Source organism: Falcatimonas sp. MSJ-15, from assembly GCF_018918265.1.
In the GTDB taxonomy this organism is placed as follows: domain Bacteria; phylum Bacillota; class Clostridia; order Lachnospirales; family Lachnospiraceae; genus Falcatimonas.
On the sequence record NZ_JAHLQC010000006.1, the window covers coordinates 44,641 to 69,701 of the forward strand.

Annotated in this window: 19 protein-coding genes and 1 pseudogene; 16 read left to right on the forward strand and 4 right to left on the reverse strand. The window is 34.0% G+C overall.

All coding sequences use genetic code 11. The features are described from left to right. Window positions 1-73 precede the first annotated feature (73 nt). Window positions 74-1,690: an immunoglobulin-like domain-containing protein gene (locus KQI85_RS05915; RefSeq protein ID WP_216575166.1), complete on the reverse strand. Its 1,617-nt coding sequence runs from the start codon at window positions 1,688-1,690 to the stop codon at window positions 74-76. Window positions 1,691-1,875: 185 nt separating this feature from the next. Here KQI85_RS05915 and KQI85_RS05920 point away from each other — a divergent pair, with 185 nt between their 5' ends. Next, window positions 1,876-3,789, forward strand: coding sequence for an NAD(+) synthase (locus KQI85_RS05920; RefSeq protein WP_216575167.1), 1,914 nt, complete (start codon window positions 1,876-1,878; stop codon window positions 3,787-3,789). Here KQI85_RS05920 and KQI85_RS05925 read toward each other — a convergent pair. Then, window positions 3,757-4,395 (reverse strand): hypothetical protein, encoded by a 639-nt coding sequence (locus KQI85_RS05925; RefSeq protein WP_216575168.1) that lies wholly within the window; start codon window positions 4,393-4,395, stop codon window positions 3,757-3,759. The two genes, KQI85_RS05920 and KQI85_RS05925, sit on opposite strands and share 33 nt — an antisense overlap. Window positions 4,396-4,695: 300 nt before the next feature. On the opposite strand from KQI85_RS05925, the gene addB reads away from it, so the two are divergent. The 3 genes from addB (at window position 4,696) to KQI85_RS05940 (ending at window position 14,270) form a co-directional block, all read left to right on the forward strand. After that, window positions 4,696-8,232, forward strand: a complete 3,537-nt coding sequence (gene addB, locus KQI85_RS05930; protein WP_216575169.1) for a helicase-exonuclease AddAB subunit AddB — start codon at window positions 4,696-4,698, stop codon at window positions 8,230-8,232. A gap of 2 nt (window positions 8,233-8,234) precedes the next feature. Next, window positions 8,235-12,014, forward strand: coding sequence for a helicase-exonuclease AddAB subunit AddA (gene addA, locus KQI85_RS05935; protein ID WP_216575170.1), 3,780 nt, complete (start codon window positions 8,235-8,237; stop codon window positions 12,012-12,014). Between the two features lie 210 nt (window positions 12,015-12,224). Beyond that, window positions 12,225-14,270 carry a methyl-accepting chemotaxis protein gene (locus KQI85_RS05940; protein ID WP_216575171.1) on the forward strand — a complete coding sequence of 682 codons (2,046 nt, stop codon included), beginning with the start codon at window positions 12,225-12,227 and terminating at the stop codon, window positions 14,268-14,270. A 97-nt stretch (window positions 14,271-14,367) separates the two neighbouring features. On the opposite strand, the gene xylB is transcribed toward KQI85_RS05940, so the two are convergent. Next, on the reverse strand, window positions 14,368-15,840 hold the full coding sequence (gene xylB, locus KQI85_RS05945; RefSeq protein ID WP_216575172.1) for a xylulokinase: 1,473 nt from the start codon (window positions 15,838-15,840) through the stop codon (window positions 14,368-14,370). A gap of 386 nt (window positions 15,841-16,226) precedes the next feature. On the opposite strand from xylB, the pseudogene KQI85_RS16905 reads away from it, so the two are divergent. The 8 genes and pseudogenes from KQI85_RS16905 to KQI85_RS05985 form a co-directional block, all read left to right on the forward strand. Beyond that, window positions 16,227-16,328, forward strand: a pseudogene (locus KQI85_RS16905) (helix-turn-helix domain-containing protein); the annotation flags it as partial. Between the two features lie 20 nt (window positions 16,329-16,348). Further along, entirely contained in the window at window positions 16,349-16,546 is a 198-nt protein-coding gene (locus KQI85_RS05955; protein WP_216575173.1) for a hypothetical protein, read from the forward strand. 9 nt (window positions 16,547-16,555) lie between these two features. Further along, window positions 16,556-16,693, forward strand: coding sequence for a hypothetical protein (locus tag KQI85_RS05960; RefSeq protein ID WP_216575174.1), 138 nt, complete (start codon window positions 16,556-16,558; stop codon window positions 16,691-16,693). Window positions 16,694-16,844: 151 nt separating this feature from the next. Further along, the gene (locus KQI85_RS05965; protein ID WP_216575175.1) at window positions 16,845-17,708 is read left to right on the forward strand and encodes a single-stranded DNA-binding protein; all 864 of its coding nucleotides are present in this window, start codon (window positions 16,845-16,847) and stop codon (window positions 17,706-17,708) included. 113 nt (window positions 17,709-17,821) lie between these two features. Further along, window positions 17,822-18,319, forward strand: coding sequence for a hypothetical protein (locus KQI85_RS05970; RefSeq protein WP_216575176.1), 498 nt, complete (start codon window positions 17,822-17,824; stop codon window positions 18,317-18,319). A gap of 13 nt (window positions 18,320-18,332) precedes the next feature. Continuing rightward, a complete protein-coding gene (locus KQI85_RS05975; RefSeq protein ID WP_216575177.1) occupies window positions 18,333-19,097 on the forward strand; it encodes a hypothetical protein in 765 nt (254 codons plus the stop codon). 123 nt (window positions 19,098-19,220) lie between these two features. Continuing rightward, window positions 19,221-19,676, forward strand: coding sequence for a hypothetical protein (locus KQI85_RS05980; RefSeq protein ID WP_216575178.1), 456 nt, complete (start codon window positions 19,221-19,223; stop codon window positions 19,674-19,676). Between the two features lie 51 nt (window positions 19,677-19,727). After that, a complete protein-coding gene (locus KQI85_RS05985; RefSeq protein ID WP_216575179.1) occupies window positions 19,728-20,042 on the forward strand; it encodes a hypothetical protein in 315 nt (104 codons plus the stop codon). Window positions 20,043-20,208: 166 nt separating this feature from the next. Here KQI85_RS05985 and KQI85_RS05990 read toward each other — a convergent pair whose 3' ends face one another. Beyond that, the gene (locus KQI85_RS05990; RefSeq protein WP_216575180.1) at window positions 20,209-21,411 is read right to left on the reverse strand and encodes an ATP-binding protein; all 1,203 of its coding nucleotides are present in this window, start codon (window positions 21,409-21,411) and stop codon (window positions 20,209-20,211) included. A 494-nt stretch (window positions 21,412-21,905) separates the two neighbouring features. On the opposite strand from KQI85_RS05990, the gene KQI85_RS05995 reads away from it, so the two are divergent. From KQI85_RS05995 to KQI85_RS06010, 4 genes are read left to right on the forward strand one after another with little or no spacing between them, the layout of a single operon-like run. Further along, the gene (locus KQI85_RS05995; RefSeq protein WP_216575181.1) at window positions 21,906-22,136 is read left to right on the forward strand and encodes an antitoxin; all 231 of its coding nucleotides are present in this window, start codon (window positions 21,906-21,908) and stop codon (window positions 22,134-22,136) included. Then, window positions 22,133-22,534, forward strand: a complete 402-nt coding sequence (locus KQI85_RS06000) for a type II toxin-antitoxin system VapC family toxin (RefSeq protein ID WP_216575182.1) — start codon at window positions 22,133-22,135, stop codon at window positions 22,532-22,534. Before KQI85_RS05995 ends, KQI85_RS06000 begins: the two co-directional genes overlap by 4 nt. Window positions 22,535-22,572: 38 nt before the next feature. Next, window positions 22,573-24,402, forward strand: coding sequence for an AAA family ATPase (locus KQI85_RS06005; RefSeq protein ID WP_253293767.1), 1,830 nt, complete (start codon window positions 22,573-22,575; stop codon window positions 24,400-24,402). A gap of 21 nt (window positions 24,403-24,423) precedes the next feature. Further along, window positions 24,424-24,984, forward strand: coding sequence for a hypothetical protein (locus KQI85_RS06010; RefSeq protein ID WP_216575184.1), 561 nt, complete (start codon window positions 24,424-24,426; stop codon window positions 24,982-24,984). Window positions 24,985-25,061: the final 77 nt, after the last annotated feature.

Sequence of the window (25,061 nt, forward strand, 5' to 3'; positions counted from 1 at the left end):
TGTATCTGCACTTCCTGCATCTACAGGCAACGAATAGAATTCAAAGCACTGTATATTAATATTCGGTTAGAAATTAGTTGTTACTACTCTCACTTTCTTCTGGTGAAGAATTCTGAGATGATGATTCTTCAGTAGGAGCTTCTGTTACTGGTTCGCTAGGAGCCTGTGTTGCAGGTTCAGCAGCAGCTTGTGTAGGAGCTGGTTCTGGAGTCTGTGTAGCTGGTTCCGGAGTCTGTGTAGCAGGTTCTGTCTCTGGAACTATAAGTGTAAGTGTCTCAGATGCTGTTGCGACATTACCACAGTAATCTGATATCTGATAAACAATAGTATAGAGGTTACCACCTGTCTGTGTGGCAGTTATAGAGAGTGAACTCATATTAACACCTGACATATCATCGCTTACAGAGATTCTTGTAGCTAAAGATTCGCTTGAAAGTTCTGAATGATCACTTATATTCTTATTACTGCTAAGGGTTAATACCGGAGCAGTATTATCAATATATACATGAGCCTGATAAGTTGTCTTGTTACCTGCACTGTCAGATACACTATATGTAACAATATTGTCTCCTATTACAAAATCACTATGAGTAACTGTAATTCCGGATTTTATAACATCTTTACCATCAACAGCATATACGCCATTGAGTAAAACATCTTTAGTGAGTGTTGCTGGATTAGACCAGTATAATGTTGATGGAACGTTAACAAATTGAGGTCCTACAGTATCTACAACTTTAACAGTCTTTGTCTTAGAAATTGAGCCCCCATAGTAGTCTTCAACTGTATAAGTAAGTTTATATGTACCAACTTTGTTAACATTGACCGTTCCGCTAATCTGAATACTATCATTAATGGAATAGTTGTCGCTGTTAGTGGCAACTATACCTTTTATTTCATCAAAATATGAACCTCTTTCGATAGTAACATTTTCTTCTGAAATAGTAAGTGATTTAACACGGAATGACCATGGATTGCGAGAGTCCGGATCAGTAGGGTCCCATTTTGCAGTTAGTGGGATCTCTGAGATTGTTGGTTTACCAAGTGGTCCCGGATTAGCCTCATCATCATAAATCTCTACGATTGTTCCCGGTGGACAGTTATCATATATCCACTTGCAGTCTTCAACTTTAAGTCTGATACAACCAAGAGAGGCTTTTGTACCAAGCTTATTGTATTCTGCTGTTTCTAAATCGCCTTTATCCTGTGTATAATAAGGAACTGAGTGGAATAATATATCACTACAGATACGTGATGCATACTGACCAAATACATCGCCAACAAGAAGTCGCCATACATACTTGTCGGAAATTGAAAATACGCCAGCAGGTGTATCTCTACCTGTAGAACATATCATTGCTTTATAAGGGAGTGAATAATATCCATCACTGCCAGCCTTATAAATTGTAACACAATTAGCTGCCCTGTTAACACTGATATAGTATGGTAACTCACTATTAACTGGGGTTTTGCCATTCTCTGTTTCAGTTTTAACTTTTTCACTGTGTTCTTTTGTCTCTTTAGTTCCTGTAGTTGTTCCACTTTCATTAGTGGAACTGTTGGTGCTGTTCATCTCGATAGGAGATGTCTGTCCAAATACTCCGGTTGTTAAAACTATAACAAACAGTAAAACAACACATAAGACAGCGCCTGCACCAATAAAAATGTGCTTTTTAAAATTTTGTTTCATACCGAATACTCCTTACCTCTAACAACATTTAATGCTATCATCAAATACATAAAAAATCAAGTCAAAATACATATATTTTTTAGCAATTTCTAACACTTTTTTCTTGTCTTATAATACATTGTGGACTATATTAAATATGAGTGTCAAAAAATAGGCATAGGCATAAAAAAGAGGAGAGTAATAAGATGAAAGATGGTTTTTTAAAAGTTGCATGTGTATCACCAGATCTTAAGGTAGCAGACTGTTTATACAATGCAGGGCAGATAAAGTTAAGAATGGAAGAAGCGTATAATAATGGGGCGAGAGTTATAGTATTTCCGGAACTTGCTATTACCGGATATACATGTAATGACTTATTTTTACAGGAAACTCTTCTAAGAGGTGCATTAGATGCACTAAAGGAATTAAAAAGAGAGAGTTCTAAGTATGATTCACTTATTTTTGTGGGTCTGCCTTTGGAAAATGATGGGAAACTGTATAATGTGGCAGCAGCTCTATATAAAGGAAAAGTGCTTGCTTTTATACCAAAATATAATATTCCTAACTATGGCGAGTTCTATGAACAGAGACATTTTGCAAGAGGTAATAAGATTGTTAAAAATATAACATTTGATGGCGAACAAGTTCCTATGGGAATGAATATATTGTTGCAATGTGACAATATGCCTGAACTGGTTGTAGCAGCAGAGATATGCGAAGATGTATGGGTGCCATGTCCTCCTAGCATATCACATGCACTTAATGGTGCAACACTTATTGTTAATACATCAGCAAGCGATGAGACAACAGGTAAGGATATATATAGAAGAGAGCTTATATCAGGCCAGTCAGCAAGACTTGTATGTGCGTATGCGTATGCTAATGCAGGCGAAGGAGAATCGACACAGGATCTTGTATTTGGCGGACATAATATAATAGCAGAGAATGGAAGTATACTTGCAGAATCAAAGAGATTTGTTAATGGAATAATATATGGGGATGTGGATCTTGTAAGAATTAAGAGCGAGAGAAGAAGAATGACAACTTATGAGATGGAAGAAGATGAATCTTATGTGAGAATACATTTTGCAATGGAATTAAGAGATACTAACATTACAAGAACATATTCGAGAACACCTTTTGTTCCGGGATCAAAAACAGATAGAGACAGAAGATGTGAAGAGATTCTTAATATTCAGTCAATGGGACTTAAGAAAAGACTTGCACATACTCATTGCAAGTCTGCAGTTATAGGTATATCAGGAGGTCTTGATTCAACACTTGCACTTCTTGTTACAGTAAGAGCATTTGACATGCTTAATATTGACAGAAGTAATATAACATGCGTTACAATGCCATGTTTTGGAACAACAGATAGGACTTATAACAATGCAATACTTCTTACTAAGAAGCTTAATGCAACAATAAGAGAAGTTAATATAAAAGAAGCTGTAAATATTCATTTTAGGGATATTGGACATGATCCAGAGGTTCATGATGTAACTTATGAGAATTCACAGGCAAGAGAGAGAACCCAGATTCTTATGAATATAGCTAATCAGACAGGTGGAATGGTAATTGGTACAGGTGATATGTCAGAACTTGCACTTGGATGGGCAACTTATAATGGAGATCATATGTCAATGTATGGTGTCAATGCGTCAGTTCCTAAGACATTAGTAAGACATCTTGTTAATTATTATGCAGATACATGTGGCAGTGAAGAATTAAGTGCAGTATTATATGACATACTTGATACACCTGTAAGTCCTGAACTTCTTCCACCAAAAGATGGAGAGATTGCACAAAAGACAGAGGATCTTGTAGGACCTTATGAACTTCATGATTTCTTCATGTATAATGTATTAAGACTTGGAATGCGTCCTTCAAAAATATACAGACTTGCATGTATGACTTTTGAAGGAGCATATAACAAAGAGACTATATTAAAATGGCTGAAAACATTTTATCGAAGATTTTTTGCACAGCAGTTTAAACGTTCATGTCTTCCTGACGGACCTAAAGTCGGAAGTGTTGCAGTATCACCAAGAGGTGATCTAAGAATGCCAAGTGATGCGTGTGCAACATTATGGCTTAACGAGGTTGACAGCCTGATCTAACAGGCTATTTACAGTGTCAGCGAGAACGGAATATGTATACTGGTTATCACCAGAGTAGGAGAGCTTCTTAATACTTCCAGAGCTAAGAAGCTCTTTTTCTATGTCAGACATAGCAGGTTCAATAAGCGGATACATTGTTGAAACTGCTTCTGTAAGATTCTTAAGTTCCACAGATTTAATCCGATCATTGTCTATTGTAAGAGAGAGGTTTACATAATATCCACCAAGAATAATGTCGGACGAATATATACCGGGAGTATATGAGAATACTTCGGATGTAGTATTAGATTGCAGATTAGAAACAGGGGGACTTGTAACGTCAGTTACAGTCTCAGATTGCAGATTAGGAATAGTAGGACTTGTTATATCAGATGTAGTCTCGGATTGCAGATTAGGAATAGTAGGGCTTGTTATATCAGATGTAGTCTCAGATTGCAGGTTAGAAATAATAGGATTGGTATTTTTGTTACTGCTTTTTTTGTTATTTTTATCAGGCAGGAACATACAGACCATTAGAATGACAAGAACAAGGGCTACTACAACAAATAGAGTAGTATATATTAATTCTTTTGATTTGATTACATAAAGTCGTGTTTTTGAACTCATTTTTCATTACTCCTTTTTATTGGACTTAATATATTGTATTATATAAGGAGTAAAAATATGCAGAAATTTAATTGAAAAATTTAACATAACGAAATCATTGTGATTTCTTAAATTATGCATAAAAATAAGCAGTTTTTTGGAAAACTAATTATTTGGTGAAATAACTAAAGAACTAGGACATAATACTGCATAACTAGGATATATGCCTGATAGTATATGTAGTGTAATGATGTATGATAAAAAATAGAAAGGGGTAAGTCACTGTAATATAATATTAGGAATTTTCAGTGGCGAATGAATATGGCTTTAAGAATGATAACAGGTAGTTCAGGTGCAGGTAAATCACATTATATGTATAAGACGATTAATGAGAGTGCCAAAACAGATAAGGACACTAACTATATAGTAGTAGTTCCGGAACAGTTTACAATGGAGACACAGAGAGATATTGTAAGTATGAGTGAAAATCATGGTGTAATGAATATAGATATTCTAAGTTTCCAAAGACTTGCATATAGAATAATGGATGAAGTCGGATATGGTGAGAAACTTGTGCTTGAAGATACAGGTAAGAATCTTGTACTTCGCAAAGTGATAGAAGAGAACAAGGATGCGCTTATTATATATAAGAAAAACGTTAAAAAACCGGGATTTACAAGTGAGATGAAGTCAATGATATCAGAACTTCTTCAATATGGTATATCAGTATCAGAACTTGATATGATTATGGACAAACAGACCGGTAGGGAGCTTTTAAGTTCAAAATTAAAAGATATCAGACTTATATATAATAAATTTAAAGAATATATTAATGAAAAATATATTACAGCAGAAGAGATTCTTGAGATATTATTAGAGCTTCTTGATAGATCAGAGGTTATTAAGAAAAGTGTAATTGTATTTGATGGATTCACAGGTTTTACACCGGTGCAGAATAAGATTGTGCAAAAGCTTATGATATATGCAAAAGATGTGTGGATAACTGTAACAACCGATTCAACCGGATTTAAGAGCCTTAGGGAACATGATCTTTTCTATATGAGTATGAAGACGATAAATAAGCTTACAGAACTTGCAAAAGAAAGTGATGTTACAGTCTGTAAACCAATAATATGTAATGGAAAAACAGGCAGATTTGCAGATAATGAAGAACTTGATTTCCTTGAGAAGAATATATTCAGATATGGCAAGCGTGTATATAATGGTAAGACTAAGGAAAAACCTCAATCAATTAAGTTACTTACAAGTATAAATCCTTCAGAAGAAGTAAGATATGTTGCCGGCGAGATTAAGAAGATGATTGCAGACAGTGGAGTAAGATACAAAGATATTGCAGTGGTAACAGGCGATATGGAGAGATATGCAGATTATATTGAAGACACTTTTAAGGAATATGATATACCATGTTTTATAGATAATAAAAGAGGAATAATGAGCAATCCACTTGTAGAATTCATAAGAAGTGCGATACTTATGGCAAGTCAGGATTACAGTTATGAGAGTGTATTCAGATTCTTAAAGACAGGACTTACACCAGTTAGTTATGATGATATATATATGCTTGAGAATTATATACTTGCAACAGGAATAAGAGGAAGAAAGAGCTGGAAAAGAGTATGGAAGCGTAATTATAAGACCAGAAAAGAAAAAGCTGTAGATCTTGATAAGATAAATGGAATAAGAGCACAGGTTATAGAATTCACAGACGATTTTGTATCAATAATATGTAACAAAAATAGTAATGTGAGAGATATAACAACAGCACTTTTTAATATTATGACTAAAGCGAATATACAGACAAAGATGCAGGAGTATATTAACTATTTTACAGATAACAAAGACATGGCGAGAGCAAAAGAATACAAATTATGTTTTAAGGAAGTTATATCATTATATGATAAGATAGTAAGTCTGCTCGGTGATGAGAAGATGGAGCTTACAGAATATGCGGCAATTCTTGATGCTGGCTTTGAAGAGATAAGAGTCGGTGTAATTCCACCATCAATTGATTCTGTTGTTGCAGGTGATATCGAGAGAACAAGACTTAATCATATAAAAGTACTATTCTTCATTGGTGTTAACGAAGGCATTGTTCCAAAGAATTCATCAGGTGGTGGAATCCTTACAGAATATGACAGACGAGTTCTTGAGACATTAGGAGTAGAGCTTGCACCAACACAGAGAGAAAGTTCTTTTATAGACAAATTTTATCTGTATCTTAATCTTACTAAGGCAGATGCTATGCTATATCTTAGTTATGCGAGAGCATCAAGTGACGGTAAAGCAATAAGACCATCATATCTTATTAATATGGTACGAAGAATGTTTCCTGATATTATATGTACAGATACAGATATAAAAGAATGGAATATGAACATAGTCACAACAAAAGAAGCGACACTTAAATATGTGATAGAAGGACTTAATGATAATGATGTGATAATTAATAATTCGATGTTTCGTGAACTTTATAAGTGGTATAGAGATAATGAAGAATATGGTGAAGAGATTAGGAAGATACGTGACTGTAGATTTATACATAATAGTAATGATATGATATCAGAAGCTATTGCAGCTGTATTATATGGTAAGCAGATAACAAGCTCTGTAACAAGAATTGAAAAGTATGCAGCCTGTGCATTTGCACATTTTATGTCATACGGACTCTTTCTTGAAAAAAGAAAGATATATGAACTTGTGGCAGCAGACATGGGAACTTTGTATCATGAGTCGCTTTTAAGGTATAGTATTAAAGTAAAATCACTTGGGGCAGATTGGACACAGATTAGTGAAGAAAAGAGAAACGAACTTATAGCAGATAGTGTTAAAGAAGTAACAGACGATTATGGTAATACGATACTTAGAAGCTCACATCAGAATGAATATCTTATAAGCAGAATTGAGAAAGTTGTAAGGAGAACTGTATGGGCACTTACTAAGCAGATAGAAGCCGGAGAATTTAAGCCGGGAGAATATGAGATTGACTTTGGACGTGCAGATTCAAAAGCAATGATTATGGATATAGAAGAAAAACAGGCAAAGATGAAGTTAATAGGAAGAATTGACAGACTGGATCTGTGCGAGAGAGAAGATAAGATATATATCAAGATAATAGATTACAAGACAGGTAAGACAACACTTGATTTTGCACAGATATATTATGGACTTCAGCTTCAGTTAATATTATATCTTGATGCGGCGAAGGAACTTGAGGAAGCAAAAAAAGGCAAAGAAGTAAAAACAGGAGGAATGTTATATTACAATATCAAGAATCCACTTATTGAGCGTGACAAAGTATCGGATGGTGATATAGATACAGCTATTCTAAAAGAACTAAAACCAGAAGGACTTATTAATTCAGATATTGAAGTATTAAAGATGTTTGATAAGAATCTTACAGCAGGCGTCAAGTCGGATGTAGTTCCAGTTGCGATTAATAAAGATGGCAGATTAAGCAGTTACTCTAAAGCTACTGATGAAGCTAAGTTTGATATGATGTGTAAGTTCGCAAAAGATAAGATAAAAGAATTCGGAAAAGATATTCTTGATGGAAAAGCAGATGTTAATCCATATAGAAAAGACAGTAAAACAGCTTGTGATTACTGCGATTACAAAGGAATATGTGGATTTGACCGTAATATACCGGGCTTTAAATATAGAGAACTTAGAAGTTTTAAAGATGATGAATTCTTCAAATGCATCATAGCAAATGAAGAACAAAATAGTACAGACACAGAGCAGGATACAGAAAAGCAGGATAATGTAAGTCAGACACAGAATACAGATAATATAGGCAAAATAGACAATACAAATATACAGGAAAGTGAGGATAAATAGATATGGCAACATCATGGACTAAGGAGCAGCAGTCAGTAATAGACCTTAGAAATCGTAATCTTCTTATATCGGCAGCAGCAGGTTCAGGTAAGACAGCAGTACTTGTTGAGAGAATAATTAAGATGGTCACAGATACTAAGAATCCGGTAGATATAGACAAACTATGTGTTGTTACATTCACTAATGCAGCAGCAGCAGAGATGAAAGAGAGAATACTTTTAGCACTTAACAATGCACTTGATGAAGACAGTGATAATGAACATCTAAAAAAACAGATATCACTTGTACATACAGCTAAGATAACTACAATAGATAGTTTTTGTCTTGATATAGTACGTAATAATTTTAATTCAATAGACATAGATCCATCATTTCGAATAGCAGATCCGGATGAAGCCGGGCTTGTAAAAGCAGATGTCATGGAAAATATGCTAGAAGACTATTATGAAGAAGGAAAACCGGAATTCATAGATTTCGTTGAGACATATTCAAGCGGTAATAAAGTAAGTGGACTTGAAGATATAATTGACAACCTGTATACATTCTCAACAAGTCATCCATGGCCTAAGATATGGCTTAATAAATGCAGAGAACTCTATGAGATTAAGAATGATGAAGAATTTGAAAATACAGCATTTGCAAAAGATATTAAGACATCTGTAAAAAGTATACTCAAAGATGCAAGAAGAATGCTTAATACAGCACTTAGAATATCAAAAGAAGCTATGGGTCCACTTCCGTATGAAGAGACACTGCTATCAGATATTGATAATATAGATATTCTTGAAAAAGCAAAAACAGTCGCAGAACTTTCAGATATATTCTCACAACTTAGCTTTGGTAAACTAAAGAGAGTTGTGACTAAGAATAGTAATGTATATGATGAATATCTAAAAGACAGGGCAAAGACTCTTAGAGATAGTGCAAAAGCACTTGTAGAATCTATAAGAAGTGATTATTTTGCACAGCCATTAAGTACATCAATTGAAGATATTAAGAATTCAGCATCTGCGGTAAATATGCTTATAGATCTTGTACTTGATTTTACAGACAGATTTGAGAAGAAGAAAAAAGAGAAGAATATCGCAGATTTTGCAGATATTGAGCATATGGCACTTAATGTACTTATACAACATAAGAATGATAATAAAAATACTGAAGAGTTTACATATACTGCAGTAGCAGATGAGATGAGTAAGAACTTCAGTGAGATACTAATTGATGAATATCAGGACAGTAATCTTGTTCAGGATTATATAATGAAAAGTATCTCAAGAGAAAGATTTGATATGCCTAATAATATATTCATGGTAGGAGATGTTAAGCAGAGTATCTATAAGTTCAGACTTGCAAGACCAGAACTTTTTATGGAGAAATATGACACATATACAGATACAGAGAGTGACAACCAGAAGATAGAACTTAGGAAGAATTTCAGAAGTCGAAGCAATGTATTAAGTTCAATTAATTATATTTTTTATAAAATAATGAAAAATGAAGTAGGAAGTGTTGACTATACAGAATCTGTAGCATTATATACAGGTGCATCATATCCGGAATTTGAAGATAAAGAGTGGGCAAAGACTAAGATACTTCTTCTTGATACAGATGAAGAGATACTTAATAATGATGATAACAGAGAAATAAAAGTAAAATTAAATAAAAAAGAAGATGCAGATATTACAGAAAGTGGCAGTGATAACGAAGATGAAGAACTTACAAAGGCTGAAAAAGAAGCAAGACTTGTAGCTAATGAGATTATAGCTATGATGTCAGGCAAAATAAAAGCACAGGTAACTGATAAAGCGACAGGACAATTAAGAGATGTCAGATATTCAGATATAGTAATCTTGCTTCGTTCACAAAGAGGATATGCAGAGACATTTGTTAAGGTACTTACAGATGCAGGTATACCAGCATTCAGTGAGCAAAAAAGTGGATATTTTGATGCGATTGAAGTAGCAACAATACTTAATTTTATAAGGGTCATAGACAATCCGGTTCAGGATATACCACTTACAGCAGTTATGAAATCACAGATTATAGGAATTACAGTTAATGAACTTGCAATAATGCGTACAGAGTGCAAAGACGGTAATATGTATAACTGTATGATGTGGTATAAGGATAATGGTAAGAACAAAGATATAAAGAGAAAACTAGGTAAACTAGTCAACTATATTAATGAATATTCAAAAAGAGCAGTATATACAGATATTCATATACTTATTAAAGAGATTATGGTTGAAACAGGATACTATAATTACGTTACAGCTATGCCATCAGGTATAAAGAGAAAAGGCAATCTTGATATGCTTGTAGAAAAAGCAAAAGCGTATGAGAGTACAAGCTTTAGAGGACTTTTTAACTTTGTAAGATATATAGAGCAGTTAAAAAAATATAATGTAGATTATGGAGAAGCTTCAGAATCAGGTGAGAGTGATAATATAGTAAGACTTATGACAATACATAAGAGTAAAGGACTCGAATTCCCAGTAGTATTCTTAAGTGGATGTGGCAAGCAGTTTAACTCAAGCGATACAAGAGGTTCACTTGTAATACATCCGGATCTTGGAATAGGAACAGACTATATAGATTATGAAGAAAGAGTTAAGACAGCAACACTTTATAAGAAAGCTATTGCATCAAGACTTAAAGAGGAAGTTCTTGGAGAAGAATTAAGAGTTCTATATGTTGCACTTACAAGAGCAAGAGAAAAGCTATATATAACAGGTTGTGTAAAAGGAATGGCAAAAGCATTAAAAGGCTGGTGCGAAAGTGCACAGGAGAATCCGGACAGACTTAGTTATACTACACTTATTAAAGCGAAAAATTATCTTGATTTTATTATGCCGGCAGTGCTTACAGATAAGAATATTAAGCCGACTGTAAGAGCATTTGGAATAGAAGAAGAACTTGAAGTAAGATATGGTGATGAAGAAGCTAATTCAGATGCAGAATTCGCAATAGAATATTATACAATACAGGATCTTATCAAGAATACTGTTGATAAGGAAGTATCTGATATGGCGATAAGAGATGTAATAGAAGAATATGGTAATGATAAGAGTATGCTATATGATAAGATTAATGACAGGCTTAATTATGTATATCATGATATTATTGCAACTAAGATACACTCGAAGATGTCTGTATCAGAGATTAAGAAGATAGGACAGAATGTAGACGAAGAAGAGAGTGAATTCATGTTCTTAGGAGAAGAAGAACTTATGATGCCGGAATTCTTAGCACCTAAGGAAGAGATAAAAGCAACGACAAGAGGTACAGCATATCATAAATTCCTTGAACTTCTTGATTATGAAAGATGCAAAAATACTGATATGATAAAAGAGATGGCAATAGAGTTTGCAACGAGTGGCAAGATGCCACAGGAATATGTAGAGATGATTAATCCATTTGACATTCTCTATTTTGTAAAGAGCGATATAGGGCAGAGAATGAAAGCTGCATACGAGAGAGGAACACTTGTAAGAGAACAGCAATTTGTAATGAGCGTGCCATATAGTGAGATAGAAAAAGAATATAATGGTGATGAAGAGATACTTGTGCAGGGAATTATTGATGCATATTTTGTAGAAGATGGCAGGATAGTTATTGTTGATTATAAGACAGACAGAGCAAAGGATGCAAAAGAGCTTATAGACAGATACCAAGTACAGCTTGATTTTTATGAAAAAGCAGTTAATAAGACAAGCGAGAATAAAGTGAAAGAAAAAGTGATATATGCATTCGCCTTAAAGACAGGAATTATATTGAATTAAAAAATGTTATCATATATAAAACAAAGGATGTATATAGCTATAATAAGACCGTAAAAAAAAACAAAGATTTATCCGATTAACTTCTTATAAAGTTGGTATAGAAAAATAGCAAAACTATAGTATGACATGAACTAGTTATACTATGTGATATAGCTGTTATAACAAGATATGATACGATAATCATATTGTGCAAAGATATAGGAGGTTAATATGGAGAAAAAGAAAAAAGAACTGTCTGTGGTAATTATTGTAAGCGTACTTATATGTATTGTTTTACCGACAATAATAGTGTTGTTAAATATAAGAACCGTAGTTAGTAAAAGAGTTAAAGAAAACAGTGAAAAAGACAGTGCAATGGCAGTATCTATGTTAAGTGACAATATAGAAGAAAAAATCGAAAAATATAAGGCAGTAGTAATAACAGCAGCAAAAGATACTAGAGTAACAACACTTAATGTAGAAGAAGCAGAAACATTATTAAAAGAACTAATGGCAGAAGATGAAGGTGTATGGTCACATTTTCTGATTGCAGATGACAAAGGAATAGAGATTGCACATACAGGTGGTTCACAGTATTATGGAACATCAATAGCTGATTCGCCAACTTTTACAGAACCATGGTCAACAGGAGAGACAACAATAAGACAGCCAAGTTTCTCAAAAAGTACAGGTAACAAAATAGTTGGTATTTCAACACCTGTATATGATGGTGAAAAGAAAGTAGGAGTTCTTGCAGGTTATGTTAAGCTTGAGTATATATCAGAGATACTTGGAGATCACAAGATGACAGATAATAGTTATACATTCATGCTAAATAAGGATGGTACAGTATCAGCATATCCTGATGAAAGTGTTATACTTGCACAAAACTGGGTTAATCCGGAGAATGAAGAAGATAAAGCGATGGTTGATTCATTCTCTGATAATCTTAAACAGATGATGGTTGATATGACACAAGGTGGTACAGGAGTAGAGATAGCAACAGTTGGAAAAGAAAAGAAAGTATATACATATATGCAGGTGGGGGATACAGGAATGTCTATATGTATGGTATCACCTTATAAAGAATATTTTGCAACAGCTGAATCATTAAAGATAAGAATGTTAAGTGAGATGGCATTTATACTTTTGATTAGTATTGTATCATTATATATAATAGCGAAGATAATTACAAAACCTATTGAGTGGACAGCGAAGAATATTGATAAACTTGCAGGTGGAGATACTAAGTTCGTTCCTACTAAGCTTAGACTTATGGGAACTAAAGAGATATCTGTATTGTATGAAAAACTTGAATATTTATATAGTGTGCTTGATGGAATGATAACAAAAGTAGATGATAACTCTGAACAGATAAGAGATAAATCAAAACAGATAGATGATGAAGTAAGTATAACTAATGCTAATCTTGGAGACGTAAGTGCTACAATGCAGGAATTATCCGCAAGTATGGAAGAACTTGCAGCAACAGTTACTACGATGAATGAAGGAACACAGGGAACAATAGTAACTATAAAAGAAGTAGCAAAACAGGCAGAAGAATCTTCTAACTCAATGGATGAAGTAAAAGAAAGAGCAGATGAAAGCTATAACTCAGCATTAAAAGGAAAAGAGACAGTAGTAAGTGCAATTAATGAGATAAAAGATGTGCTTACAGTGTCGATTGAGAATAGTAGAGAAGTCGATAAGATATCAAGCTTTACAGGCGAGATATTAAATATTGCAGCACAGACTAACCTTCTTGCACTGAATGCATCAATAGAAGCAGCAAGAGCAGGAGAAGCAGGTAAAGGATTTGCAGTTGTTGCAGATGAGATTAGAGAACTTGCAGAGAATAGTAAAGTTGCAGCTAATAATATTAAGCAGATAAGTGAGATAGTTACAACATCAGTAGCAGACCTTGCTAATAATTCAAATAGAATGATAGAAGTTATTGATGAAAAAGTAATTGCTGATTATGATAATTATGTAACAACAGCTAGTAGCTATTCAGGAGATATTAACAATGTTAATAATATTCTCAAAGACTTCTCAGATAAGGCAGCAGATATAGAGAAGAATATGGTAGTAGCAGGAAAAGGAATAGAAGATATGACATCTGCTATAGATGAAGGAGCTAACGGTGTTACACTTGTTGCGGGTAATGTATCAGATATGGTAAGTGCAATGGGCAGCATTAAGACAAGCGTAAGCGAGAACTACCATGTAGCAGAAGAACTTAAGATAGAAGTTGACAACTTTAAAAAACAGAATTAATAATAATGATAATATTATACGTAAATGGAAACTTTTTTGTTTCCATTTACGTATATTTTTTGTCTAAACAAAAATATTTTTTAGCCCAATAAAAAAATTAATCAGCAAGTTCTTTATATATAGGTTTAAGAGCCGGATATATCTTCTTGAATTTTGCATATTGTTTGTTATATAAGTCAACAAGTTCTGTATCAGGGCTTACGCTTCCAACTACTTTTATAAGTGAATCAGTAGCAGTGACAACATCAGGATATGCGCCACAGCCGGTCATTGCGAGAATTGCAGCACCAAAAGCAGGTCCTTCTTCGCTATTAATTGTATCTACATGGACATTGAATACATTAGCGATTATCTTCTTCCAAAGTGAGCTTTTTGCACCACCACCATTAATTCTTACACGATCTATATTAACACCAAGAGATTTGATAAGTTCAAATGAATCACGAAGAGCAAAAGCAACTCCTTCAAGGACTGCAAGTGTCATATCCTCTCTTGTAGTATTCATACTCATACCGACAAAAGTTCCTCGTGCATATGGATCATTAAGAGGAGTACGTTCACCCATTAGATATGGCAGATAGAACACATTATTATGTCCGAGAGTACTAATATTCTTCTGTTCAGCACCATAATCATTAGTCTTAAGAATCTCATCACACCACCATTTGTTAGAAGCAGCGGCACTTAGCATTACGCCCATATAATGATAATGTCTGTTAGCATCGCAAAAAGAATGAAGTGTTGTCTCAGGCTTCATTCCAAATGTATCACTTGCAGCAAATACAACACCGGAAGTACCAAGAGATACACAGCATCGACCATTGCCGACAGTACCTGTTCCGACAGCACCTACAGCCTGATCACCACCACCTATTACGATAGCAGTTTCTGGATTAAGCTTAAGTTTGTCAGCAAGCTCTTTTTTGATAGTACCAATAACATCAGAACTTTCGTGAATTGTTGGGAGCATATCCTTGTTAATGCCTACAATATCAATCATAGTATCAGACCAGCATCTATTCTTAACATCGAACAGAAGTGTTCCGGAAGCATCAGATACATCACTTGCGAATACACCTGAGAGCATATAGGCGATGTAATCTTTCGGAAGCATAATCTTTGCTATCTTAGCAAAGTTCTCTGGTTCATTATTCTTAACCCATAGAAGTTTAGGGGCTGTAAAGCCTGTAAGAGCGATATTGGCAGTATTAACAGCAAGTGTATCAATTCCGACCGAGTTATTAAGATAATCACATTCTTTTGTAGTTCTTCCGTCATTCCAGAGAATAGCAGGTCGTATAACATTATCATCTTTGTCAAGGATTACAAGTCCATGCATCTGCCCACTGAAGCTTATGCCATTAACGAGAGAACCATAATCATCGCCTAGAAGTTCTCTAAGACCATCAATTACAGCATTATACCAGTCTGTCGGATTCTGTTCAGAATAATTTGGAGCAGGAAAATATATTGGATATTCCTTTGAGATACAGTTTTTAATATTACCTTGGTTGTCTGTTAATAATAATTTAACAGCAGAAGTTCCAAGATCTACACCTATGTAGTACATAAAGAAGCCTCCTTTTTGTGTTGTATTATTATGCCAGGGTCAAAAAGTCTATGTCCTCGACATTATATATATTAAATCGGTTGTATTTATGCAAACAACGAGTTAAATATACTTGTATAAAATAATTAGTTTAGATGATAAACTATATAAAATACTCTACATCCCATATAGTAAAAAGTCAATATAATATTAATTTTTATTGAACAAAAAATCAGGTACGCAATTCCCTTCCTCTACGAAGTAGGGAGGGGTTAGTACCGTTATATTAACAATATTGTTATAGTGTAACATAAAACAGTACATACAGTCACAAGGGAGGAAGTCTGATGGCTAATAAAGTAATTATTTATGCTATATATCCAAACAACAAACAGAATGAACAATGACAAAAGACTTTTGGCTGTTGCAGATTTGTGTATAATCAGATGCTTACAGTTCAGGTGATACCCTTGCTCTGCTTGACGAAGATATATCTGAATGTCTGGTGACACGTTTTAAACGAGATATTTTGAGTTATAATTCTACAGGCAAGTATCTTCAATTTTTTTCAGATAAAGGAAATCCATGGGAGAAAAATAAACAAATTCTTGACGCTATAATAGAATACGAGAAAAAAGTCGAGAAACTTCCTGAAGCTAAAAGAGAAGTTTTTTGTAAAAGTGGGGAATACGATAAATACTTCGAAAAAATTCTTGAAAAAAGTTAAAAAGCTAATTTGACTAAAGAAAAGGAAGAGCCTAATAAATCTTTGGGTGGAATAAACCAGCGTATAGAGAATGCCAAAGCAATAGCAATGTCACAGGAACACTCTGGTACTAGAAAAAAAGTACTGGAAAAAGAAAGTGAATGCTAAGAAAAGTTATACGGAGAGAAGTTTTTGCTGGGAAAACTCCCATAATTATAGTATACAAACAACATAAAAAAAGAAAGGAGTAGGTGCAGTTCTTTTTGCAAGCGTAACTGTACCGGTATTTAAAATGAGTAGACAGAACACAGTATGGCTTTTGGGCCTAGTCAAAAAAGAAGCAACTGTTCAAACAAACAACAACGGAGATTCTAGCAAGAGCTTTGGCAGCCTTTATCTTCATGTAGTAAGAGGCGTAAGAGATGCACATGACAATGTTAATTACATGAAACATGATCATCCGCTTATAGTTTCAATGAATCCTAAGATTGTTGAAAAGATGTCTGAACTTAAACCTTTTAACATCGTTTTTGTTAAGGGAACTGTGAACACCAAATCAATCCCCAAAAAATCTAATTGTCCAAATTGTGGCACTTTAAATGCTGGAACCAGACTGTTGACTTATGTTACTCCGATTTTCATTAAGAAATTTAAGGAGTGTGCAAGTTATGAAGAAGCTCTTGTTGAGATCATAAAAGCCAGAGAACTTTCCAATCAAGTAATAGTGACGGGAAACCTCATTCAGGAACCAAAGTATTTCCAAACAAAGCACGGAACTCTCGTAACACAGTATCAAATATATACAACCAGAAAATTCCGAGTTATCGGTGATAATCTTGAAACTAAAACAGACTATCCTTGGATCAAGTCATATGGCGCCCAGGCGATAGAAGATCGCTTACGACTTCAAAAAGGCTCAACAGTAATAGTTGATGGCTACATACAGGGAAGAATCGTAAACAGAAAAACAAAGTGTTCATGTTGCCAGGAAATTTATCCTTGGAAAGATCAGACAATGGAAATTGCTTCATTTGATGTAGAGCACATAAAAGATTATAAGACAGATGAAATCCTAAGTCTTGAAGAAGGAAAGAAAGTTGAAGATTTAAGAAATGAACTCTACAGATGTTGCATACATGATGAAATGTCTGAAGATATGAACACAGACGATATTATCAACTAATTTTCTCGCTGCGCATTGCTAGTCTTTGCGCAGCTTTTTACTGAACTTTTTTTATAGCTTCTCCCATAATTACACTGTAAATAAAATTTATGATTTCAAAGGAGAAATTGAATATGGCAAACGAAAATGTATTGCTTGACAGCTATTGTGTTCAGGGAACTGATATTAATGCGTTTTATGATAATTTACAGCAAATGGCTGATAGAACTTATATCTCATCCGTATATGGCAGAGATACTGCTTTTTTATCAGCTTACAGTGGAAAAAATTTGAAAGGATATGATGGTACCGATATAAGTCAGATTATCCCTTTCAGATACATTTCACAAGATACAGTTAGGAATTTTCAATTAAAAAACACAATGTTTGGTATAGGTTTTCTGAGAAAAAGAGATTATAATGATGATGTTGTTGCTGAAACAATTGATAAAACTGGTTTAGTTATATGTGCAGACAAACTTGATAAGGATGTTTATGAGACATCTAAAAAAAATGTTCGTTTCAACAAATTGTTTAAAGACACTAACTCAAAGAGCTGCTATATCCGGAAGCGCAATATTCGGCGAAAAAAGTGTGTTTCGAGATATGTTACTTGCTTCTTCGATTTTTAACAGAAATGAACGTATGAAATTCGTTTATCGAAAAGTTGGAGGTACAATTAAGCTTTTCTCCGTTTTTTCAGAGTATTATCCTCGTTCCAAACAGGATATCCTCATTACAGCGATGAAACATCCGGATTTTCCATTTAAGGATTTTGTGTTTAAAGAGTTTAAGATAACTAATTTTCTTACACAGGCAATATTTATAAAGCCTGACGCTGATACTGACACCGGTATTGTTCCAGGAATTATTATTCTTAACTCTGATGTCGGCTGCTCATACTTTACTGTAAGGAATGTCTTCTTTATCAATGGTTCATACGTTGTACAATCTGAAGAATCTGCGAAACATTCATCAAGACTTAATTCAGATAGAATACTTGATATGTTTGCAGCTGCAAGAAAAAAACTTGATATGAGCGACTTTATTGATAAAATGAAGAGCTTAAAAGAAGCATATATTCCATATTGTGGGTATGCAGATGACGAAGCAATTAGTACCGAAGATATAATTCAAAAGACAACGGACGCTGATACCATCGTTAATGATGCCTTGAAAGCTGTTTATAATGCTGTTATGTCTAAGAGGTGTATTACAGATGCGTTTGACAAAATATCTTGTTCTTTATACGGCTGGCAAAATTATAATTATTATGATTTTGCTAAAAAAATCATTGAAGCCAGTTCTATGTTTGATGAGCTCGACTCAAGTACTCAATTGTCGTTTCATCGTGAGGCATTTCACACACCTGATGTACTAGCAGAATTAATCAAGAAATACAAAAAATAAGCCCTTTAAAAGAGCCTTTTCCCATAAGGAAAGGCTCTCTTTTCTTTGCTGAACTTTTCTTGTATTTTCTCCCATAATCAAGGTGTAAAAAAATATTTATGATTTCAAAGGAGAAAAAAGATTATGAAATTAAAATTTAGAAATTTAAAAGCAAGTGAAATCAAACCTGCTATCGCAAAAGTAAATAGTGAAGGTGTAACAATTCTTTTATGGAAGAATAACTTTGTTGATCTTGACATTCTTGATAAAACCATTGAGTCTACTGACTATCAGGTTACATTCTCAAGAGAAAATGTGTGTAAAATTTCAATATGGGATAAGCTGAAAAAAGTATGGGTTGAATGCAAGGAAATTGGCGAAGGAATATCAGCAAAATGTACTGCTAACGATTCATTAAAACGTGCCGGAATGTCCTGGGGCATAGGGCGAGAGCTTTTTACTTCAGGAGAAGTTTTTAGAGAATGTCCGGCATCTAAGCTTGCTGAATATACACAGCTTTCTATTAAGACAGTGATAGACTCATTAGCTTCATGTACAAATGTTTCTAACATCGACGATGTTGAAGAGTTTTCAATATGAACTACAGAACAAGTTGACGCAGAATTGTTAAAAGTTGAGGAAACAGACAAATTGTTAGCCTGTTTAAATAAACTTACTCCTTATCAACGATTACTCGTTACAGCTTATAATGGAGTAGCTTATTCTAATGGTATATTAGAAACAACAGAAAACAATTCCTTCAAAAGAATACGTCTTCTTGCACAGAATCTCGGTTATGAAATTTCGTCTGCAACAACTCTTCAAAGAGATTATAGCGAAGCAATCAGCAAACTTCGAAATCTTATGCTTCATGGCGAATCTTTTTCCAAGCCAAAAGATCTTGGACTTACTAGCTATAAGCAGGCTGAAGACGAAGAACTTATTACAATGTTTGAAATTCTTTAGTGCCATTAAAAGAGTCCTGTTTAACGATAATGCTAATTAGTTAAGGTGACTCTAAATAAATAAAGACCTATTAGCAGAGTAAATCTGTCGGTAGGTCTTTTTATCTGACCAATTTCTGTTTGTAAAATTAGGTGGGATTTTGGAATTTTATCCCTCAATCTTATTCCTAACCAAGTAAGAACTGCAGCGCATTAATTCTCCTGATACCATCGTAATCAGCATCAGGATCTTCATCCAGTGTTATGATATACTTTGGATAATGGTCTGTAATTTTCTGCAATGGTCTTAGTTCTCTCGCCAGCGTTGCTTCATCTCGGACTGTGGCAGCCACCTGATAGTAAACAGTTCCCTTACTATTCATGGCAACAAAGTCCACTTCCTCTGATTCCACCTTGCCAACATAAACCTTGTATCCACGTCTGATAAGTTCCAGATAGATGATATTTTCCAGAATATGACCGGTGTCTGCATTTTTAGAACCAAGTAACATATAACGAAGTCCAATGTCAACCACATAATATTTATCAAGGGTTTTTAGATAATTTTTCCCCTTCACATCATATCGTTTTGCCTGATATATAATAAAAGACTCCTCTAGTGCTGCTATATATTTCTCAACTGTTTTCACATCCACCTTTCTTCCGTCAGATGTCATAGTGTCACTGATTTTCTTTGTCGATGTAAGATTACCAATATTATCAAACATAAATCGTATCACACTTTCAAGCATCATCACATCGGCAATCTTCTTTCTTGAAATAATGTCCTTTAACATCACAGTACTATAGATGCTCTCAAGATACTGATTAATTACTTCTTCCTTCTCATCTAACATCATAGCATATGGAAATGAACTGAATTTCAAATACTTCTGATACTTTAGCGAAAGCTCTTTTTTATCTCCCGTTGCCTTCACATATTCTTTAAAAGAAAGTGGCAACATCTTAACCTCTACATATCTTCCTGAAAGAAATGTTGCAATCTCAGAAGATAGCATATAGGCATTTGATCCTGTCAGGTACAAGTCCACGTTAGGCTTTAGATTCAAACTATCCACAACCTTTGGAAAATCTTCCACATTCTGTATTTCATCAAAGAACACATAGTACATATCATCATTTGCAAGCCTGTCCTTGATGTATTTATATAATTCTCTTGGCTGCTTCAAATCTTCATAATCATAGTCTTCAAAGTTGATGGCGATGATATGGTCTGCTTGTACCCCTGAATCTTTCAGATACTCCTGAAATATCTGCATAAGCGTGGATTTGCCACATCGTCTGATACCTGTTACAATCTTTATAATGTCTTTATCTTTAAATTCCTTCAAAGTTTGAAGATACTCGTCTCTAAGTATTATCTTATTCATATAATCCTCCTGTTTTGCGAAGCAAAATCCAAGTCCTGTGATGAGGAGAGGATTTACCTTCTTTCTTATGAATCCATTTTCGATGACTACTTTATTTTTTATTTGCTGTATTCATTATATCCAAAAACTTGTTTATTTTCAATAGTTATTGGATTTCATTCCAAAAACTATTCTCTTATTGTTTTTTCTTGGATACCATTATTATATTCAATATTGACAGATACTATTCCAGAAAGCGGACATTGTCTGAGCCACATAATAAAAAATCCCACCTTAATCTGAAACAGAGTTTTTTTCTTCTCTATCTCAAAATCGGGTGGGATTTTGGTATTTCGACCATATTAGTAACGATGGCGAAATCATTCTGAAAATTGAAGCATCATCATTAAAAGAGCCTCATTTCTGGTGGCTCTTTATTTCCGTTATTTTCGTTTTTCTTGACTAAAATATATATCATGGTATATACTAATAGCAGAGGAAAGGAGTTGATTTCTATGATGACTGCAAAGATTTTTGAAAACGGAAGAAGCCAGGCTGTCAGACTTCCAAAAGAGTGCAGATTTAATACAGATGAAGTCGTTGTTAATAGAATAGGCGATATTGTGTTACTCATGCCAAAGACGAATAAATGGAGTTCCTTTATGCAAGCAATAGATATGTTTTCCGATGATTTCATGGAAAATGGACGAGATGATGGAAAAGTACAGGAGCGAGATGAACTATGAGATATATGTTAGACACAAATATTTGTATCTATGCAATTAAAAACAAGCCGGAACAGGTATTTCTTCGTTTGCAAGCTCATAACCCATCAGAACTTTGTATATCTTCTGTCACTTATGCGGAATTGGTGCATGGTGTTGAAAAAAGTCAGGCTGTAGAAAAGAACAGATTGGCATTAACTCTGTTATTGGCAAATATTGAAATCATAAGCTTTGATTCTTTAGCAGCAGAAAGTTATGGAGAAATAAGAGCAGCTTTAGAAAGAAAAGGCACACCTATCGGTCCATTAGATATGATGATTGCCGGTCATGCAAAATCTCTTAATTATACAGTAGTAACCAACAATACAAAAGAATTTGAGAGAGTAGACGGATTAAAATTGGAAAACTGGGCTGAATAGCTATTAAAAAGACTTGAGAAATGAGGATGCTGACAGAAATGTACTTATCAGAAGAACAAAACAAATTTTTAAAAATCGCACAAGAAGGCAAAAACATTCTTGTTGATGCATGTATCGGTAGTGGAAAAACTACAGCCATTCAGGTACTTTGCAATGAATTGCCAAAAAATAAAAGGATATTATATTTAACTTATAACAAACTTTTAAAAATTGATGCAAAATCTAAAATAAAAGAGAAAAACGTTCTGGTAACAAATTATCATGGTTTTGCATACAGCAGTTTGGCTCGTATAGGGGTTAAAGTTGCTGTTCCAGAACTCATTCAAAGATTTATTGCTGTGAAACCTAATATTCGTCCATACGATATTTTGATTATTGATGAATATCAGGATATAGAGCAAGAGTTGGCCGAATTGTTAAAGATAGTTAAGTCTGTAAATCCTTCAATGCAGATAATTGCAGTGGGTGATATGCAGCAAAAAATATATGATAAAACAACTCTTAATGTATCAGAGTTTATAAATGAGTTTCTGGGTGATCATGTATTATTAGAGTTTACTAAATGCTTTCGATTGTCTTCAGAACTAGCGGCACGTTTAGGACGTATTTGGAATAAGCCTATTATAGGTGTAAATAAAGAATGTCGTGTAGAGAGAATGAATAAAGAACAGGTTATAAAACTTTTGTCACAGCAAAAGCCAGAAGATATTCTTTGCTTAGGTCCACGAACCAATTGCTTGTCTGATGTGCTTAACGAACTAGAAGAGCAATATCCTGAAACCTATAATAAAAATACAGTTTATGCGAGTATTGCAGACTCAGATTCTTTAGGCTCAACAGCGCCTAAAGAAGATTCTGCGATATTTACAACTTATGATAGCAGTAAGGGGTTAGAGAGAAAGATAGTTGTTATTTTTGATTATACAGAAAGTTATTGGCAGACAAGAATTGAGAAGCCTCTTCAATCGTATGAGATTTTAAGAAATATTTTTTGTGTTGCTGCAAGCAGAGGCAAGGAACGAATTATATTTGTTGATAGCGATGATGAAGAATTATCTGAAAAAACACTAGCTACACCTGTAAACATGAATATGAAATTTAAAGATGAAGATATATCAAAAATGTTCGAATTCAAGTTTAAAGAAGCTGTGGAAAAGTGTTTTGAAACAATTAAAATCAAGAAGATTGAAGTTGAAGACAATAGTTCTATCAAAATAAAGAATAAGGATGGTTTAATTGATCTTTCACCATGTATAGGTATTTTTCAGGAATCCACTTATTTCGATGGATATTCAATAGACGAAAGAATTGAGTTTTATATGAAAATCTATGATGATAAAGCATTTTTGTATACGGATGAAATAAAAAAATCTTCTTTAGAAGAAAAAATATTATTTATGACCTCGATAGAAACGAATCAACACAGATATAGAAACCAAGTAACAGTTCCTTTTATTAGCGACGCTGAAAGAAATGCTATTTGTGAACGTTTATCTACACAATTGTCGAAAAACGAAGATGTTCAAGGGAAGTGCGCACTGTATTTTTCTGACAGAAAAAATGGCGATTTGCTTTTTACAGCACTTGGAATGGCAGATGTAGTAAAGGATGATGTTGTATATGAATTAAAGTTCGTTTCAGAACTTACCCATGAACATTTTCTTCAGTGCGCAAGCTACGTTGTTGCCATGAAAAAGAAAAAGGGAATTCTTTGGAATACAAAAAATAACACTTTGTTTGAGATAACTGTGCCGAATGAAACACATTTCATGGATGCTGTTACAAATGCAATAACAAAAGGGGTAATAAAGAAGTATAATAAACCGTCGGATGAGAAAATTCAACTTGCCAAGTTGCTAACAGAATAGACTAAAAGGAGGAAAAATTGTATGGATTATTTTGCTGTAATTGATACAGAGACAAATTGGGACAATGAAGTGATGTCCATAGGTGTCGTGATAGCGGAAAAAGATACATTTAAAAAAGTGGATGATCTATATTTTATATTTATTCCGGAATATAAGGTCGGTGGTATGTTTTCCAGGGTACTTCCAGTAAAAGAGAGAAATCCTGAAGATGTTTTATTTTCACGCGAAGAATCCATGGAAAAAATCAAAGCGGTTTTTAAAAAATATGATGTCAAAAAATTGTTTGCTTATAATGCTTCTTTTGACAGAAATATGTTAAGAGAGCTAAATACCTATAGATGGTATGATATTATGAAAATTGCGGCATACAGGCAGTACAATGATAAAATTTCTGACAGTATAGAATGTTACCGGACAGGAAGAATGAAACGTAATTATGGCGTAGAGCCTATGATACAGTTGTTAACTGGAAACTGCAAATATATGGAAGTACATAATGCATTATATGATGCGTTTGATGAGCTTGAGATTATGCGATTGCTTGGAAAAACACTGGAAGAATATAATATTGCAGAAATTTAGTCATACCACCAAAGAGTCTTTCCTTTATAGGAAAGGCTTTTTTTAATACCGTTTGAACTTTTCTTATATCTTCTCCC

Excerpts from the sequence above, each read along its gene's own strand:
- KQI85_RS05915 (WP_216575166.1), bottom strand. The coding sequence starts at position 1,690 with ATGAAACAAAATTTTAAAAAGCACATTTTTATTGGTGCAGGCGCTGTC.
- KQI85_RS05920 (WP_216575167.1), top strand. The coding sequence starts at position 1,876 with ATGAAAGATGGTTTTTTAAAAGTTGCATGTGTATCACCAGATCTTAAG.
- KQI85_RS05925 (WP_216575168.1), bottom strand. The coding sequence starts at position 4,395 with ATGAGTTCAAAAACACGACTTTATGTAATCAAATCAAAAGAATTAATA.
- addB (WP_216575169.1), top strand. The coding sequence starts at position 4,696 with ATGGCTTTAAGAATGATAACAGGTAGTTCAGGTGCAGGTAAATCACAT.
- addA (WP_216575170.1), top strand. The coding sequence starts at position 8,235 with ATGGCAACATCATGGACTAAGGAGCAGCAGTCAGTAATAGACCTTAGA.
- KQI85_RS05940 (WP_216575171.1), top strand. The coding sequence starts at position 12,225 with ATGGAGAAAAAGAAAAAAGAACTGTCTGTGGTAATTATTGTAAGCGTA.
- xylB (WP_216575172.1), bottom strand. The coding sequence starts at position 15,840 with ATGTACTACATAGGTGTAGATCTTGGAACTTCTGCTGTTAAATTATTA.
- KQI85_RS05970 (WP_216575176.1), top strand. The coding sequence starts at position 17,822 with ATGGCAAACGAAAATGTATTGCTTGACAGCTATTGTGTTCAGGGAACT.
- KQI85_RS05975 (WP_216575177.1), top strand. The coding sequence starts at position 18,333 with ATGAAATTCGTTTATCGAAAAGTTGGAGGTACAATTAAGCTTTTCTCC.
- KQI85_RS05980 (WP_216575178.1), top strand. The coding sequence starts at position 19,221 with ATGAAATTAAAATTTAGAAATTTAAAAGCAAGTGAAATCAAACCTGCT.
- KQI85_RS05990 (WP_216575180.1), bottom strand. The coding sequence starts at position 21,411 with ATGAATAAGATAATACTTAGAGACGAGTATCTTCAAACTTTGAAGGAA.
- KQI85_RS05995 (WP_216575181.1), top strand. The coding sequence starts at position 21,906 with ATGATGACTGCAAAGATTTTTGAAAACGGAAGAAGCCAGGCTGTCAGA.
- KQI85_RS06000 (WP_216575182.1), top strand. The coding sequence starts at position 22,133 with ATGAGATATATGTTAGACACAAATATTTGTATCTATGCAATTAAAAAC.
- KQI85_RS06005 (WP_253293767.1), top strand. The coding sequence starts at position 22,573 with ATGTACTTATCAGAAGAACAAAACAAATTTTTAAAAATCGCACAAGAA.
- KQI85_RS06010 (WP_216575184.1), top strand. The coding sequence starts at position 24,424 with ATGGATTATTTTGCTGTAATTGATACAGAGACAAATTGGGACAATGAA.